Origin of the sequence: Amycolatopsis solani, assembly GCF_033441515.1 — a bacterium.
In the GTDB taxonomy this organism is placed as follows: Bacteria; Actinomycetota; Actinomycetes; order Mycobacteriales; family Pseudonocardiaceae; genus Amycolatopsis; species Amycolatopsis solani.
This window is the reverse complement of sequence record NZ_JAWQJT010000002.1, coordinates 1,380,657-1,396,314: the sequence shown is the minus strand read 5'-3', so window position 1 is coordinate 1,396,314 and position 15,658 is coordinate 1,380,657. Positions and strand designations below refer to the sequence as shown.

The following is a 15,658-nucleotide window of genomic DNA, read 5'->3' as shown; positions in this document are numbered from 1 at the left end:
CTGGGCTCGGCCGATGGTGCTCGACCCGGCGGCCCGGACTCGGCCGACGGGGCCGCCGATGGCTCGGGCTCAGCCGACAGCGCCGAGGGCGGCAGGCCCGGCTCTGCGGTTAGCAGACCAGGTCCTGCCTCCGATGCCTGCGGCGGCTCGGGATCCGCCGGTGGCGTCGGACCTGGCTGCGGGCTTGGCGGCGCGGGTTCTGCCGCCGATGCTCGGCTCGGCGGCCCGGACTCGGCCGACGGCGCCGAGGGCGGGGAGCCCAGCCCCGAGCCAGGCCGCCCGAAGTCTGCCGCAGGCACCTCGCCCACCCGCGCCGCGGAGGTCCCGCGCGGCCGTACCCACAGGTTGAACGCCCCCGACCCCGTGGTGAGCGTCGCCAGCACCAGCCACAGCGCCGTCGCCGGGACCTCCCCGTTCACCACCGCCCCCACGGCCGCCGCCGGGGCTGCGCCCAGTGTGAGCCAGCCGCCGAAACGCCAGGGCATCGCCTGGTCACGGGCATACGCGACCGTGCCGGCGATGCCCGTGAACAGGAAGCACCAGCTGCTCGTGCCCGCCGCCGCGTGGACGTCCAGGCCGGCCAGCCAGGTGAGCGCCGGGGGTAGCAGGACCCCGCCGATGCCCACGATGCCGATGCAGATCCCCACCGGGATCGCGACGAGCAGGACGGCTATCACGCTGTCCGACCGTAGCCGCCGGCTACTTCTCGCCGAGACCGCCCACGACGGACGTGGTGATCGCGCTCGCGCCGAGCTCCGTGCCCGGCTTGATCCACGGGTCGTTCGGCTCCGCGCCGGCGACCGTGCGCTCGCCGATGAAGCCGCCGGTGACCGGGTCGATGATCAGCTGGCGGATCTCGTGGCGGTCGTCGAGCCCGAGCGCGACGCCGGAACGGCCGTCGAGGTTCGTCGACGCCGCCAGCACCGTCATGCCCGGGATCTTCGCCAGCGCCCGGTACCACTGCGCGCGCAGCTCGGCCGGCATCAGCCCGGCGCGCAGGATCTCGATGCCGAAGTGGAACATCACCGACGGCGTCGAGCCGCGGCCCTTCGTCAGGTCCTGCAGTTTCGCGTACAGCGCGGCCGGGTCGTGCGGGAGCGCGGCGTAGAACGCCGGGCTGTCCCAGTCACCCGGGTCGCCGCACTTCTTGGCCGGCTTGGCCTTCGGGAAGAAGTCGCCGCACGCGCCCCGCCACTGGCCCTGGTCGGTGCTGGTGAGCTCCGGCTCGGGGGCCTGCGCCTGCGGCACCGAGCCGCCGAGGAACTTCCCGGTGCTCAGGATCTTGCGGGTCTCCTGCCAGACGTCCCGCTCGGCCGCCGGGATCCACCGGTCGACCTCCTGCTCCCAGAGGTAGGTGTAGCCGCCGCCGTCGGAGGTCTGGACGCCGCGCCCCACCCACGTGTGTTCGGCGACGAGGCGGAACTGCCCGGGCCCGACCGGCTGGTCGACCGCGCCGACGCTGAGGTCCGCGGCCCGGTTCAGCACCTGCGCCGCCGACATCAGCTTGAGGTCGGGCACCTTCGCCGTCGGCACCGGCGACGCTTCCGGTGGCGCCGGCTCGGCCGGGCGCAGCACGACGACGGCGGTCAGCGCCGCGACGGCCGCCGCGACCGGCACGGCGAACCGGCGGATCCGCTTGCGCCGCAACGGGACGACGGTGCCCGCGTCCAGTTCGGACAGCAGCTTCGCGCGGGCGGCGGTGAGGTCGGCCGGCGCGGTGCGGGCGTCGCGGTGGAGCAGCTCGAGGGTCTCGTCGAGCTCGTTCATGACTGGTTCTCCTCGGTGGGGACGAGCAGGGCTTGGAGCCGGTGGCGCACGCGGTGCAGCCGCGAGCGCACCGTGCTCGCGGGCACGCCGAGCGCCTCGGCGACTTCGGCCGGTTCGAGGCCGGCCCACGACGTGAGCAGCAGGACGTCGCGGTCCTCTTCGGACAGTGCGGCGAGGGCGCCGGCCAGCACGCGGAGGCGGGCCGCCGCGTCGACCCGGCCGGCCACCGCGGTGTCGTGGTTCTCGGCCGGGCGCTCGGCGGCCCCGGCACGGGCGCTCAGCTGGAACCCGCGCACCTCCTGGCGCACGTGGTTGCGCAGCAGGTTGGTGGCGATGCCGTAGAGCCAGCCGCGGATCGGCGCCTGCGCCGGGTCGTAGCTGGCCCTCCTCCGCAGCGCGACGACGAACGTCTCGGCCACGAGGTCGTCCGCGGCGTGCACGCCGACCCGGCCCGCGAGGTACCCGCGCAGGGGTGGGGCGTACTCGTCGAAGAGCCGCGAGAAGACCTCTTTCGGATCTCGCGCGGCGAGGTCGGGCCGGTCGAGCCGTTCCACGATTCTGGTCACGCTACTGGTTGTCGCGGACCGCCGCGCGCGTCCCCGGTCGCTCGTCCGGATGAGACGCACGACACATCGGACGAACGCCGGCGGCCGGTCCGGACAACAACCGGTATGCACAGGGGAAACGCGATGCTGCTGGCCGGGACGTGCGCCGGCGCGGTGGTGGCGATGCTCGTGGCGGCCGCCGCCGTGCGCCCACCGGGGCCCGGCGCTCAGCCGCTGCCCGCCCCTCCGCAGCTCTCGACGAGCGTCGCCACGACGGCCACTTCGGCCCCCTCGCTGCCGGTGCCCGACGGGGCCGCGCTCGCGGCTTTGGTGCCCGGCAAGCTGAGCGTGCTCGTCCACGACCGCGAGACCGGCAAGGACGTCGTCTCCCACCGCCCGGACGCCGCCTACACGTCGGCGTCGCTGGTCAAGCTGCTGATCGCGCTGGAAGCACTCCAGCGCGGCGAGCCCGCCGACGAGGTCGTCGAAATGCTTTCCCGCAGCGACGACGAGGTCGCGAGCCGGCTCTGGACGAAGCTTGGCGGGCCCTCGATCGTCACGCGCTGGGCCGCGCGAACCGGCATGGCCTCGACCCGCCCGCCCGCCGATCCGCTGCACTGGGGGAGCACCCTCGTCACCGCCGCCGACGTGGCGCGGTGCTACCGCTACCTCCTCGACGAAGCCCCCGCGAGCACCCGCGAGGTCGTCCTGGGCGCACTCGGCCACGCCACCGAACGCGGTGCCGACGGCTTCGACCAGTTCTTCGGCCTCCCCGCCGTGGTGCGGGCGGATCGGGCCGTCAAGCAGGGGTGGTCGTGCTGCGACCCGGGCCGGAACCTGCACACCAGCGGACTGGTCGGCGCGCGGTACGTCGTCGTCGTGCTCACCGCCCAGCCCGCGGCCACGAGCTGGGCGACGGCGACCCAGCGCGTCACGGCGGTCGTGCGGGGGCTCTCCGGTCCGCTCGGCTGGTCCTGACCCGGCGCGGGAGGCCCGGCGCGCGCCGATTCGGCGGTACCGTCTCGGACGTGGGGACACGGCGCGAGGTGGAAGGGGCCAGGGTGGCGGACCGGGCGAAGGCGGGGGAGCAGACGAGGGCGCCGTCCCCCGGGCCGCGGCAGCCGAGCCTGGCCGACGTCGCCGGCATGGCCGGGGTCTCGCACATGACCGTTTCGCGCGTGGTCAACGAGAGCGGGCCGGTGCGCCCGGAGACCCGCGAGCGGGTGCTGGCCGCGGTGCAGAAGCTCGGCTACCGGCCCAACACCGCCGCGCGGACGCTGGTCACCGGCCGGTCCGGCACGCTCGGCGTCGTCGCGCTGGAGTCGAACCTCTACGGGCCGGCGAGCACGTTGTACGGCATCGAAAACGCGGCGCGCGAGTCCGGCTACGGCGTCGCGATCTGCAGCGTCACCCGCCCCGGCCGGACGTCCATCGGCGACGCGGTGGAAAGCCTGCGCCGGCAAGCGGTCGAAGGCATCGTGGTGATCGCCCCGCACGTGACGGCGGGCCGCGCCCTCGCGGCGGTGCCGTCGGACATCCCGGTGGTGGCCGTCGGCGGCGGCGAGTCGGCGCCGGTGCCGGTGATCTCGGTCGACCAGTACGACGGCGCCCGCCGCGCCACCGAGCACCTGCTCGCGCTGGGGCACCGGACGGTCTGGCACCTCGCCGGCCCGGAGGACTGGCTCGAGGCCCGCGACCGCGAGCGCGGCTGGCGCGAGACGCTGGAGGCGCGCGGCCTGCGCGTCCCGGCGCTGGTGCGCGGCGACTGGAGCCCGCGTTCGGGGTACGAAGCCGGCCGGACGCTGGCCGGCAAGCGCGGGATCAAGGCGGTGTTCTCGGCCAACGACCAGATGGCGCTGGGCCTGCTGCGCGCGTTCACCGAGGCCGGGATCCGGGTGCCGGAGGACGTGCACGTCGCCGGCTTCGACGACGTACCCGAGGCCGCGTACTTCCCACCGCCGCTGACGACGGTCCGCCAGGACTTCATCGAGGTCGGCCGCCGCACGTTCGGGCTCTTGGAGGAGCGCATGGCCGGCGGCGACGCGGGCGCCCGGCACCTGGTGCCCGCCGAGCTGATCGTGCGCGAGAGCACCGGCCCCCGCTGAACCGTCTTGAATGACTCATTCCTGTCGTCGGACGACGTGAATGAGTCATTCACGACGCTCGGGCCACCGATCCCCGGGCGCCAACTCCCGCGCACCGAGCGGCGGCTTGCCGGAGGCGGTGTCGCGAATGACTCATTCGGGACCTCCAAAGCCGCCAATGACTCATTCGCGACCTCGCTCGAGCTGCCCACCCCGCCTGCCGGCGGTGGAGCGTGCCGGGCAGGCGACCTTGCCGGAGCTCTGGCCCCCGCTGAAACGTCTTGAATGAGTCATTCAGGACCTCCGACGACCTGAATGACTCATTCACGACGCTCGGGCCACCGATCCCCCCGGCGCCACCTCCCGCGCATCGAGCCGCGGCTCGCCGAAGGCGGTGTCGCGAATGACTCATTCGCGACCTCGCTCGAACTGGCCACCCCGCCTGCCACCGGTGAAGCGAGTCGGGGCCGGCGACTTCGCCGGAGCCCTCGCCTCCGACGACGTGAATGACTCATTCAAGACATTCCCCGAGCACTGTTAGCGCTAACACTACCTCGGCACTGATCCATCCCGGTGTTGTATCTTGACCGCTTCTGTGTGATCGGCAAAGGATCGTGTTCGATTCTGGTCCCCCGCCGTACCAGGAGGTCCCGCATGCGCCGCGTCCGGACGTTGTTCGCCGCACTGCTCGCGTTCGTCTTCGCGCTCGCCGGGGTGACCGTCCCGGCGGAGACGGCTACGGCGGGGCCGCCGAAACAAGGCCACTCCGTCACCTACGACGGCTACTCCTTCCTCGTCGACGGGCAGCGGACCTACCTCTGGTCCGGCGAGTTCCACTCCTACCGCCTCCCCAGCCCGGACCTCTGGCTCGACATCTTCCAGAAGATGAAGGCCGCCGGCTTCAACTCCACGTCCCTCTACTTCGACTGGGGCTACCACTCGCCGCGCCAGGGCGTGTACGACTTCAGCGGCATCCGGGACCTCGACAAGCTCCTGGACATGGCGCAGCAGGCCGGGCTCTACGTCATCGCCCGGCCCGGGCCGTACATCAACGCCGAAGTCGACGGCGGTGGCTTCCCGACCTGGCTGTCGACCACCCCCGGCCACACCCGCAGCGCCGATCCGGTCTACCTGAAGTACTCCGACGAGTGGCAGACGCAGATCGACCGGATCATCGCGCGTCACCAGCTGACCGACGGCACCGGCAGCGTGCTCGCCTACCAGGTCGAAAACGAGTACTACAACGGCAACGCCGACGGCCGCGCGTACATGAAGCACCTCGAGGACAAGGCCCGCGCCGACGGGATCACCGTCCCGCTGGTCGGCAACAACAACGGCACCTTCAACGCCGGGGAGGCCGCGCTCGACGTCGACGCCGCCGACTCCTACCCGCAGGGCTTCGACTGCTCGAACCCGACGCGGTGGAACGGCGTGCCCGACATCAGCTACGACCACGTGCCCGGCAAACCGCTCATCACCGCCGAGTTCCAGGGCGGGGCCTTCGACCCGTGGGGCGGGCCCGGCTACGAGAAGTGCGCGCAGCTGATCAACGACCAGTTCGCGAACGTCTTCTACAAGCAGAACATCGCCGTCGGCGCGACCGGCCAGAGCTTCTACATGCTGCACGGCGGAACTTCGTGGGGCTGGAGCGCGATCCCGCAGAACTACACCTCCTACGACTACGGCGCCGCGATCACCGAAGGCCGCCAGTTCGACCCGAAGTACAACGAAGACAAGCTGATCGGCTACTTCACCCAGTCCGTCGCCCCGCTGACCAAGACCGACGGGCTGGCCGCCGCCCCGCTCACCGATCCCGCGCTCACCGACACCGCGCGGATCAACCCCGACACCCGAACGCAGTTCCACACCCTGCGGCACACCGATTCGACGTCGACCGCCACGAACACCACGAGCATCGCGCTCGACCTCGCCGCGCACGCCGGCTACACCTACGACGACCGCGCCACCGAGGTCGGCTACACCGGAACCTGGAGCCACGTCGGGCCGGAGGTGAACTACACCGGCGGCGACTACCAGCACACCGAGTCCTTTTCGGAGGTGACCGGCGACAGCGTCAGCATCCCCTTCACCGGCACCGGGATCCGCTGGGTGACCTCGAAGGACCCGAGTCACGGCATCGCCGACGTCTTCCTCGACGGATCCCAAGTGGACACCGTGGACCTCTACGCCGCGAGCAAGCAGAACCAGGTCACCGGCTACGAGGCCCGGAACCTGCCCGCCGGGGCGCACACGCTGAAGATCGCCGTCACCGGGCAGAAGAACGCCAAGGCCACCGGGCCGTTCGTCGTCGTGGACGCCGTCGACCTCCTCGAAGGCAGCGGCGACTACTACCCGGTCGTGCCGCAGCAGCCGGGCACCGGCATCACGCTGAACGGCCGCCAGTCGAAGATCCTCGTCGCCGGCTACGACCTCGGGGCCGCGCGGCTGCAGTACTCGACGTCCGAAGTCATGACGAGCGCGGCCGACGGCGCCCGGGACGTCGCCGTCCTCTACGGCGACCACGGCGGGCCGGGGGAGACCGTGCTGCGGTTCGCGCGGCAGCCGTCGGTGCGGGTCCTCGGCGGCGCCGCGACGTCCACCTGGGACGCCGCCCGCGGCGACCTGCGGCTGAACTACACCCACGACGGCCTGGCCCGCGTGCTCGTCACCGCACCCGGCGCGCGGCCGCTGCTCCTGCTGCTCGCCGACAAGGCGACGGCGGCGACGTTCTGGCGCCAGGACACCGCGGCGGGGCCGGTCCTGGTCCGCGGCACCGATCTGGTCCGCACGGCGACGTCGCGGAACGGCACCCTCGCGCTCACCGGCGACACCGGGACCGACGGCGCGCTCGAGGTCTTCGGCCCGGCGAAGTCGGTGCTGTGGAACGGTTCCCCGGTACCGGTGAAGCCGACGCCGAGCGGCAGCCTGACCGGCACCGCGCCGACCGCCCAGCCGGTGACGCTGCCCGCCTTGACCGGCTGGAAGCACCAGCAGGAGTCGCCGGAAAGCCAGCCGGGCTTCGACGACTCGGCGTGGCCGGTGGCCGACAAGGAGACCACCAACAGCTCGACCGCGCTCGGCACGAAACCGGTGCTGTTCGCCGACGACTACGGCTTCCACACCGGCAACACCTGGTACCGCGGCCGGTTCACCGGCTCCGGCGCGCAGACCGGGATCACCCTGGCGAGCCAGAGCGGCGGCCCGGCCGGCGCGTTCTCGGCGTGGCTCAACGGCGTCTTCCTCGGCAGCTCCACGGACGCCCAGCACACGTTCACCTTCCCGGCGGGCACCTTGCGCACGGGCGAGAACGAGGTCTCCGTGCTGACCGTGAACATGGGCCACGAGGAGGACTACGGCGCCGCCAACGGGAACAAGGCCGCCCGCGGGCTCACCGCCGCCCGGCTCACCGGAGCGCCGCTGACGTCGGTCACCTGGCGGCTGCAGGGCGTCCGCGGCGGCGAGACCGGCCTCGACCCGGTCCGCGGTCCGCTCAACACCGGCGGCCTCTACGGCGAGCGCGCCGGCTGGTCGCTGCCCGGCTTCCCGGACCGGCAGTGGGCCCCGGCCTCCCTGCCGGCAACGGATCCCACCCCCGGCGTTTCGTGGTACCGGACCACCGCCGACCTCGATCTGCCGCGCGGCCAGGACACTTCGCTCGGCCTGACGATCACCGACGACCCGGGTCGGCAGTACCGCGCCCTGCTCTTCGTCAACGGCTGGCAGCTCGGCCAGTACGTCAACTACCTCGGGCCGCAGCACAGCTTCCCGATCCCGAACGGGGTCCTGAACCCCAACGGGCACAACACGATCGCGGTCGCGGTGTGGAACCTCGACGGCAGCACCGGCGGGCTCGGCAAGATCGCCTGGACGAACTACGGCAGCCACCGCTCGCCGCTGACCGTCCGGCCGAACGCCTCACCCGGCTACGACCCCGCGCGGTACGCGCTGCCGCCGGCGCCCACCGCGGGTGTTTCGCTGACCGCGCCGGACACCGCGTCCGGCGGCAAGAGCTTCACCGCGACGGCGACCGTCCGGGTCCCGGCGGGCGCGCCGGCGGCGTTCGACGTCAAGCCCGCGCTGACCGTGCCCGCCGGGTGGACGGCCGGTCCCGCGTCGCCGCCGTCGGCCGCGCGCGTGGACGGCGGCGGTTCGGCGACGTTCACCTGGACGGTGACCCCGCCATCCACAGTGGACACCGCGGCACTGAAGGTCGCGGTGGCGTACCGGCAGGCCGGGCGCCCGGGTTCGGTGACCGGGGAACGGATCGTCGGCGCGGTGCCGCCCGCGCCACCGGCGGGCCAGGTCGCGGTGAGCTCGCTGCCGTTCCTGACCGCGACGAACGGCTGGGGCCCGGTCGAGCGCGACACCAGCAACGGCGAGGCGAACGCGGGGGACGGCAAGCCGATGACCATCGGCGGGGTGTCCTACGCGAAGGGCCTCGGCGTCCACGCGGCGAGCGACGTCCAGCTCTACCTGGCGGGCGCGTGCACCCGGCTGACGGCTTCGGCCGGGGTCGACGGCGAAACCGGCACCGGCGGCAGCGTCGCCTTCAGCGTCTCCGTGGACGGCACGACCCGCGTCACGACGCCGGTGCTCCGCGGCGGCCAGGCGGCCGTGCCGATCGACGTCGACGTCACCGGCGCGCAGGTCGTCGACCTGCTGGTGACCGACGGCGGCGACGGCAACGGCAACGACCACGCGGACTGGGCGGTGCCGACGCTGACGTGCGCTACGCCGCCTGCCGGGTGAGTTCGGGGAGCGGGCGCACGAAGAACGTCGCCCGCACTTCCCGGCGTTCCCGCCACAGGTGGTACAGCGCCAGCCCGAAGATGATCGAGCCCGCGACGTTCGCGGCGAAGTGCCACCAGACGCGGTAGGTCGTCAGGCCCGGCCCGGGGCCGACGAGCCCGAAGAACGTCGACAGCCCGATGGCGCGCGAACCGAACGCCACCGACAGCGTGAGGACGAGGTGCTCGAGCCCGTGCAGACCCTGCATCCACACGCCCATCTTCGCCCACCGGCGGGCGCGGGTCTTCAGCGCCCGCCGCGTGATCACCATGACGCCCGCGAGGCCGGCCAGGAAGATGAAGTTGCCGGTCAGGTGCAGCAGCTCCATCCCGAAGGTCGGCCGGTCCGGCAGCACCAGCTGCAGGCCGTTCGCGAGCCCGGTGCCCCACGGCGTCATCCACGCCGGCGCGTTCGGGTGCCCGAGCCAGTAACCGGCCTGGGCGATGTGCTCCTGGACGTGGCCGAGCTGCCCGAGCACGCCGATGCCGATCACCGCCGCCGAGCCGCGGTACACCCACGGCCGCACCGGTCCGCGGTTCGCGTACGCCAGCACGCCGACCGCGGCCCCCATGGCCAGTGCCCAGAGCACTATCAGGACGGCTCCCGCGGTGTCCCAGCCCGACGTCGCCGTCATCGGCATGTCCATGACCGCCTCCTGTCGTCGAGCCCGAGCCTAACGCCGCCGCGGCGCGGGAAACGTCTCCCGAAGTGCGCCGGAGAGGCGGACAAACCATTACAGGGCAACGGGTTTCGCTCAAGTCAGGACAAGTCGGACGGCGAGCGCGGTGATCACCGCACTCGACGCCAGCGCCGTCACCAGCCGCCCGCGCGGTCCGGTGAGGACTCGCCCGAGCAACGCGCCGCCGCCCGCCAGGAGGGCTTGCCAGCTCGCCGAGGCGGCGAACGCGGCCAGCACGAACGCCGCTTGCTCGAAGGCCGGCACCGCGGTGCCGGCGTGACCGCCGACGACCAGCGCGGCGAAGTAGACGACCGTCGCCGGGTTGACGAGCGTGATGCCGAGGAAACTGGCATAAGCGCGCCCGGGTGCCACCGGGGTCACGGGCCGTTCGCCGTCGGCGCGGTGCGACCGCAGGGCCAGCACGGCCCCGCGGACCGCCAGCACGACGAGGATCCCCGCCGAGACCAGCCGCAGCGGCCCGGCGATCGGCGTGACGAGAGCCGCGACCGCCGCGCCGCCGAGCACGGCCACCAACGCGTACACGCCGTCGGCCGTGGCGACGCCGAGGGCGGCCGCGAACCCCGTCTTGAGCGAGGTGCGAGCGGTCAGGGCGACCAGGTAGCTGCCCACGGCGCCGACCGGGATCGCGATGCCGTAGCCGGCGACCAGGCCGGCCAGCAGCGCGGCGGTCACGGCCGGGGTGAGCTCGACGTGCGGGGACGGCGCTGCTGCCGCGCCGTCGCGGTGGTCGCGGCGGTCGGCAGGAGCGGCGGGCGGCAGGAAGTCATGCGCCGATGGTGTAGCCGCGGGCCGGGCCGGGCAACCGGTTTTCCAGCCGGTGCGCGCCGGGCGGCTGTGCTTGAATCGGCCGGGAGCGGGACGCCGGAGTGGAGAAAGGGCTTTCACGATGCGGGTCGACCTGAGCGGGAAAACGGCACTGGTGACCGGGTCCACGCAGGGCATCGGCTCGGCGATCGCGGCGGGGCTCGCGGCCGCGGGCGCCCGCGTCGCGATCAACGGCCGGAGTGAGACGGGCGTCCACAAGGCCATCGCGCGGCTGCGGGAGGACCTGCCGGACGCGGCCTTCCTCCCGGCGCCGGGCGACGTCTCGGACGAGGCGGGCGCCGCGCAGGTCGTCGAGGAGGTGCCGGACGCCGACATCCTGGTCAACAACCTCGGCATCTTCGGTGCCCAGGAACCCCTCGACATCACCGACGCCGACTGGCGCCGCTACTTCGAGGTCAACGTCCTGGCCGCGGTGCGGCTCACCCGCGCCTACCTGCCCGGGATGACCGGCCGCGGCTGGGGCCGGATCCAGTACATCGCCAGCGACTCCGCGATCGTGATCCCGGCCGAGATGATCCACTATGGAGTGTCGAAGACGGCGTTGCTCGGCGTCTCCCGCGGGTTCGCCAAGCACGCGGCGGGCACCGGCGTGACGGTCAACGCGGTGATCGCCGGGCCGACGCACACCGGCGGCGTCGAAGACTTCGTGCACGAGCTGGTCGGCGACGACCTGCCGTGGGACGAGGCGCAGCGCGAATTCATGAAGCGCTACCGGCCGCAGTCGTTGCTGCAGCGGCTGATCGAGCCCGAGGAGATCGCGCACCTGGTGGTGTACTTGAGTTCCCCGTTCGCCTCGGCCACGACCGGTGCCGCCGTGCGCGTCGACGGCGGGTACGTCGACGCGATCGTGCCGTGAGGCCCGTTCCCGCCCAGGAGCACGGGGGAACCCCGGGAGGGAACGGGGGATTTCGGGGCGGGGGTCTCACCCGCGCCGCCACCAAGTACAACGAGCCGGCCGGGCGGGAGTTCCAGTTCGCGGGGTGACGTGCGTCGCCCGGGGTACCCCGCGCAGGGGTCGCCCGGATGGGCGCGCCGGCTGTCGTGATCGGCGTACGTGGTTCATGATCGACTTCATGGACCACATCGAGACACCGGCGAAACCCGCCCGCGGCCTGCAGCGGGTGCTCCTCGCGGCGGCGGCGGGCGCCCTGACCGCCGCCGCCGCGTGGGTGGCCCTCTGGCTGGCCATGCACCTGTAGCCGGGGGAGGACTACGGCGTGACCGGGATGTTCGTCAGGCCCGACTTGGCGTTCGTCACGGTGTTCGAGGCGTACACCACGTTCGGGTTGGCCGCGCACTTCGACACCGAGCTGATCTTGATCGCGTAGGCGCCCACTCCGCCGAGGTCGGACTTGTTGTTCCGCCAGACGTTCCCGCAGCCGTTGTCGAAGGACGGGCTCGTGCTGGTGTTGTGGTTCTCGTAGCCGTTGGCGAACGTGCCGGGCGAGGAGAACGTGCCGGTGTTGTCCTCGATCGTGTAGCCGATGCCCTTGACGTCGATCCAGGAGTCGGCCGAGTTCTCGCCGCTGATCCCGCGCCCGTCGAAGGTGTTGCCGCGGATCAGCCCGTCGAAGGTGCCTTCCTTGACGTCGATGGGCTCCGCCGCGATGAACGGGCCGATGTGGTTGCCCAGCACCTGGATCCGGTCGCCGCGGTCGACGCCGCCGGAATTGCCGTGGCAGCCCCAGTTCGAGTTGGCCGAGCCGAGGTAGACGCCCTCGCCGTAGCCGGGCTGGACGAGCCCGGTGTAGGTGATCGTGGAGTTCTTGAGCACGCTGTCGGCCGACGACCGGCGGAAGTGGATCGCCTCTTCGTCGACGTGGTTGACGTTCACGCCGTCGATGGTGGTGTGCGGGGAGTTGTCGACGACGATGCCCTTCTTGGACTCCTGGACTGTGAAGCCGGTCAGGGTCCAGTACGGCGCGCCGGACAGCCACAGGCCGTAGCCCGAGTCCCAGCCCGCGGTGGGCGCCGGGCAGTCGGGGGCGTCCCCGGACGGGCCGTCGTTGATCAGGACGGCGGTCGACGGCCCCGAAAGGGTGATCGGTTTCGCCGCCGTGCCGGGCTTCGTCGTGACGAACGAGCCGCGGTAGGTGCCGGCCGCCAGCTTGATCGCCTGGCCCGGCGCCGCGTTCGCCAGCGCGGCCTGCAGCTGGGCGGCCGTCGAGACGTTCACGGTGTCACCGCTCGGCGGGGGCGTGGTGGTCGTGGTCGGCGGTGGCGTGGTCGTGGGCGTCGTCGGGGTGGTCGTGACCTGACCGCCGCCGGTGCACGCGGCGCCGTTGATCGTGCACCCGGCGGGCTGCCCGGCGCCCGAGACGGTGAAGCCGAAACTCGCGGTGGCGCCGGGGGCGACCGTGCCGTTGAACCCGGCGTTGGTGAACTTGTAGTGCGGCCCGGCCTGCGTCTTCACCGAGCTCCACGAGCTGGTCACCGCGGAGCCGGCGGGCAGGTCGAACTCGACCGTCCAGCCGGTGGCGGGCGCGTCGCCGCGGTTGGCGATCGTGTAGCCGCCGCCGTAGCCGCCGGTCCAGACCGACGACTGCGCGAAGGTGGCGGAGAGGTTCGCCGACGCCGCCGCCGCGGTCATCCCGCCGGTGAGGGCGAGGGCGACCGCGGCGGCGGAAACGGTGGCGGTACCGAGGAAAACGGCACTTCGTGGGGACACCAATGGCCTCCGGAAAAGGGGACAGCGGAGGTGTTGCGGCGTACACCCGGACGTTCCCTTTATAGGCGACCCCGGCGACGTCCGTCAATGGACTGAACGGCAGTCATGGATGTGAACGATTAGCCGGTGATGCTCGGTGCTCCGGTCTCGAGGTGCCCGCTGAACCGGCGCAGGAACTTCGGGTCGGCGTCGAGGGTGGCCGACAGGTCGTACCAGCCGGACCCGTAGGCGACCGGGTTCCAGTCGTCGGTCACGGTCTGCCCGGCGGCCAGGGCGTAGGTCCACGGCCCGTCGGTGCGGTAGTGGTTCGCGGTGATCGTGAGCTTGACCGCCGTCGTGCCGCCGTTGCGCATGGTCAGCCGCAGCTTGTTCTCGGCGGTGTAGCTCCCGAGGACGTCGACGCCCGCGCCGGCGCTGTTCGCGTCCCCGGCCAGCACCCAGCGGAACCGGTTGGGCCCGTGCACCGCCACGCCGTACTTGCCGCCGCCGTAGAGCTGGACCCGCCAGGTGTCGCTGACCTGCGCCCCGGGTGCGACGTCGTAGGGCCACGGGCCGTCGGTCTGCCCGTCGTTGCGGTACGCCGTCAGCTGCACGGCCGCGGTGCCCTGGTTGGCGAACGTCGTGGTGAGGATCTTGCGGTCGGCGCTCAGCGACGTCGTGACCAGCGGCCGGTAGGGGAGCGCGCGGGCGGGCCGGGTTCCCGTTTCCTGCACCGGGTTCTGCTGCTTGCCGGCCGCGGGCGGGGCGGGCTTCGGCAGCTTCTTCTGCGTGTCGTCGGCCTGCTTGCGCAGCGCGGCGGTGTCCGGCAGCAGCGGGATCTGCGTGGCCGGCGTGCCGAAGTCGAAGCAGGTCATGAGGTCACCGCAGATCGCGCGGCGCCACGCGCTGATGTTCGGCTCGGCCACGCCGGTCCAGCGTTCCAGGAACCGGAGCACGGACGTGTGGTCGGTGACCTCGGAGCTGACCCACCCGCCGCGGCTCCACGGCGAGATCACCGTCATCGGCACGCGGGCGCCGAGGCCGATCGGCTGGCCGCCGATGTACTCGCCGGTGGTGCCGGACGGCGCGATCGGCGGGGCGACGTGGTCGAAGAAGCCGTCGTTCTCGTCGTAGTTGATCAGGACCACTGTGGACTCCCACAGCTTCGGGTTGGCCCACAACGCGTTGAGCACGGTCTGGGTGTAGGCGGCGCCGTCGACGGGCCGGGCTTCGGGGTGCTCGCAGTAGCCGTAGGGCGCGACGATCCAGGACACCTTCGGCAGCGAGCCGCTCGCGCAGTCCGCTTTGAACTCGGCGAGGACGTGGTCGACGTTCTTGCCCTGGCCCGAATCCGGGCCCCAGGACTTGAAGACGCTGGCTCGCCGGGACAGTTCGCTCGTGTAGTCCTGGTGGTAGGCCTGGAAGAGCCACAGCGGGTTGTCACCGTAGTCGCCGACGAACGAGCCGCCCGCGTCGCCGACCTCCTTGTTGGCGTAGACCTTCCACGAAACCCCTTGCTGCTGCAGGCGTTCCGGGTAGGTCGTCCAGCGGAAGACCGGCTTGTAGTCGGCCGGGTTGTAGTTCGCCGGGCCGCCCGCCTGGCCGGCGGCGTCGATCGTGCCGGTGAACAGGTAGAGCCGGTTCGGCGTGGTCGGGCCCTGCACCGAGCAGAAGTAGTGGTCGCACACCGTGAACGCGTCGGCGAGCGCGCGGTGGAACGGGATGTCGCCCTGGTCGAAGTAGCCCATGGTCATCTCGCCCTTGGCGGGGACCCACGCGTTGTTCGCGCCGCCGGCGATCGCCTGGTGCTGGTCGGACCAGCCGTGGCCGAGGTCGCCGAGGTCCTGACCGTCCACTTTGGTGGTGTCCACCCGGAACGGGAGCAGGTACTTCCCGTCCCCGCGCCCGGAATCGGGCTGGTGGAAGACGTCCTGGCCGTTCGGCTGGACGATCACCGAGCGGTCGCCGTAGCCGCGGACCCCGCGCATCGTGCCGTAGTAGTGGTCGAAGGAACGGTTCTCCTGCATGAGGACCACGACGTGCTCGACGTCGGCGAGGCTGCCGGTGGCGCGGGGCTCGGCGAGCGCCTCGGCCATACCGGGCGGCAGGGCGCCGAGGGCGCCGGCGGCGGCGACGCCACCGAGGAAACCGCGTCGGGTGAGCTTGTGCGGGTCGGCCATCACGGGAGCCTCCAGGGGACCTCGGCGGGCAGCGGGCCCAGCGTAGGTGATCGAAGGTGTTCGAAACTACCGACGTTCGGACGTAATCGCGCAATCTGGTGTTCATCACAAGTTCGATCCGC

General features: G+C 72.3%; 11 protein-coding genes and 1 pseudogene. 5 read left to right on the top strand and 7 right to left on the bottom strand.

Annotated elements, in window-relative coordinates:
• Positions 1 to 362: 362 nt before the first annotated feature.
• The 3 genes and pseudogenes from SD460_RS46905 to SD460_RS26940 form a co-directional block, all read right to left on the bottom strand.
• Positions 363 to 689: pseudogene (locus tag SD460_RS46905) on the bottom strand (TSUP family transporter); the annotation flags it as partial.
• 10 nt (positions 690 to 699) lie between these two features.
• Entirely contained in the window at positions 700 to 1,767 is a 1,068-nt protein-coding gene (locus SD460_RS26945; protein WP_290061349.1) for a CU044_5270 family protein, read from the bottom strand.
• Complete coding sequence (locus SD460_RS26940) at positions 1,764 to 2,333, bottom strand: RNA polymerase sigma factor (protein ID WP_290061350.1); 570 nt, start codon at positions 2,331 to 2,333, stop codon at positions 1,764 to 1,766. Before SD460_RS26940 ends, SD460_RS26945 begins: the two co-directional genes overlap by 4 nt.
• Positions 2,334 to 2,438: 105 nt before the next feature.
• Between SD460_RS26940 and SD460_RS26935 the strand changes: the two genes are divergently transcribed.
• The 3 genes from SD460_RS26935 to SD460_RS26925 all read left to right on the top strand — a co-directional run bounded on the left by SD460_RS26935 (position 2,439) and on the right by SD460_RS26925 (position 9,145).
• Positions 2,439 to 3,290: a serine hydrolase gene (locus tag SD460_RS26935; RefSeq protein WP_290061352.1), complete on the top strand. Its 852-nt coding sequence runs from the start codon at positions 2,439 to 2,441 to the stop codon at positions 3,288 to 3,290.
• 83 nt (positions 3,291 to 3,373) lie between these two features.
• Positions 3,374 to 4,417 (top strand): LacI family DNA-binding transcriptional regulator, encoded by a 1,044-nt coding sequence (locus SD460_RS26930; RefSeq protein ID WP_290061360.1) that lies wholly within the window; start codon positions 3,374 to 3,376, stop codon positions 4,415 to 4,417.
• A gap of 633 nt (positions 4,418 to 5,050) precedes the next feature.
• Positions 5,051 to 9,145: a beta-galactosidase gene (locus SD460_RS26925; RefSeq protein WP_290056423.1), complete on the top strand. Its 4,095-nt coding sequence runs from the start codon at positions 5,051 to 5,053 to the stop codon at positions 9,143 to 9,145.
• Here the strand turns inward: SD460_RS26925 and SD460_RS26920 are convergent.
• Together SD460_RS26920 and SD460_RS26915 are read right to left on the bottom strand one after the other, a co-directional pair.
• Positions 9,126 to 9,830: a DUF6008 family protein gene (locus SD460_RS26920; protein WP_290056424.1), complete on the bottom strand. Its 705-nt coding sequence runs from the start codon at positions 9,828 to 9,830 to the stop codon at positions 9,126 to 9,128. The genes SD460_RS26925 and SD460_RS26920 overlap by 20 nt on opposite strands.
• A 108-nt stretch (positions 9,831 to 9,938) precedes the next feature.
• Entirely contained in the window at positions 9,939 to 10,556 is a 618-nt protein-coding gene (locus tag SD460_RS26915) for a LysE family transporter (protein WP_290056425.1), read from the bottom strand.
• A 214-nt stretch (positions 10,557 to 10,770) separates the two neighbouring features.
• Between SD460_RS26915 and SD460_RS26910 the strand changes: the two genes are divergently transcribed.
• Both SD460_RS26910 and SD460_RS26905 read left to right on the top strand, forming a co-directional pair.
• Positions 10,771 to 11,565, top strand: coding sequence for an SDR family NAD(P)-dependent oxidoreductase (locus SD460_RS26910; protein ID WP_290056426.1), 795 nt, complete (start codon positions 10,771 to 10,773; stop codon positions 11,563 to 11,565).
• A 217-nt stretch (positions 11,566 to 11,782) separates the two neighbouring features.
• A complete protein-coding gene (locus SD460_RS26905) occupies positions 11,783 to 11,908 on the top strand; it encodes a hypothetical protein (RefSeq protein WP_318306898.1) in 126 nt (41 codons plus the stop codon).
• A gap of 11 nt (positions 11,909 to 11,919) precedes the next feature.
• On the opposite strand, the gene SD460_RS26900 is transcribed toward SD460_RS26905, so the two are convergent.
• Together SD460_RS26900 and SD460_RS26895 are read right to left on the bottom strand one after the other, a co-directional pair.
• The gene (locus tag SD460_RS26900) at positions 11,920 to 13,299 is read right to left on the bottom strand and encodes a cellulose binding domain-containing protein (protein WP_318307214.1); all 1,380 of its coding nucleotides are present in this window, start codon (positions 13,297 to 13,299) and stop codon (positions 11,920 to 11,922) included.
• Between the two features lie 197 nt (positions 13,300 to 13,496).
• Positions 13,497 to 15,536: a phosphocholine-specific phospholipase C gene (locus SD460_RS26895; RefSeq protein WP_290056428.1), complete on the bottom strand. Its 2,040-nt coding sequence runs from the start codon at positions 15,534 to 15,536 to the stop codon at positions 13,497 to 13,499.
• Between the last annotated feature and the right edge of the window lie 122 nt (positions 15,537 to 15,658).

What these genes read in the sequence shown, in the direction of transcription:
- SD460_RS26920 (WP_290056424.1), bottom strand. Translation starts at nt 9,830, where the DNA reads ATGGACATGCCGATGACGGCGACGTCGGGCTGGGACACCGCGGGAGCC.
- SD460_RS26895 (WP_290056428.1), bottom strand. Translation starts at nt 15,536, where the DNA reads ATGGCCGACCCGCACAAGCTCACCCGACGCGGTTTCCTCGGTGGCGTC.
- SD460_RS26925 (WP_290056423.1), top strand. Translation starts at nt 5,051, where the DNA reads ATGCGCCGCGTCCGGACGTTGTTCGCCGCACTGCTCGCGTTCGTCTTC.
- SD460_RS26900 (WP_318307214.1), bottom strand. Translation starts at nt 13,299, where the DNA reads ATGACCGCGGCGGCGGCGTCGGCGAACCTCTCCGCCACCTTCGCGCAG.
- SD460_RS26945 (WP_290061349.1), bottom strand. Translation starts at nt 1,767, where the DNA reads ATGAACGAGCTCGACGAGACCCTCGAGCTGCTCCACCGCGACGCCCGC.
- SD460_RS26910 (WP_290056426.1), top strand. Translation starts at nt 10,771, where the DNA reads ATGCGGGTCGACCTGAGCGGGAAAACGGCACTGGTGACCGGGTCCACG.
- SD460_RS26905 (WP_318306898.1), top strand. Translation starts at nt 11,783, where the DNA reads ATGGACCACATCGAGACACCGGCGAAACCCGCCCGCGGCCTGCAGCGG.
- SD460_RS26935 (WP_290061352.1), top strand. Translation starts at nt 2,439, where the DNA reads ATGCACAGGGGAAACGCGATGCTGCTGGCCGGGACGTGCGCCGGCGCG.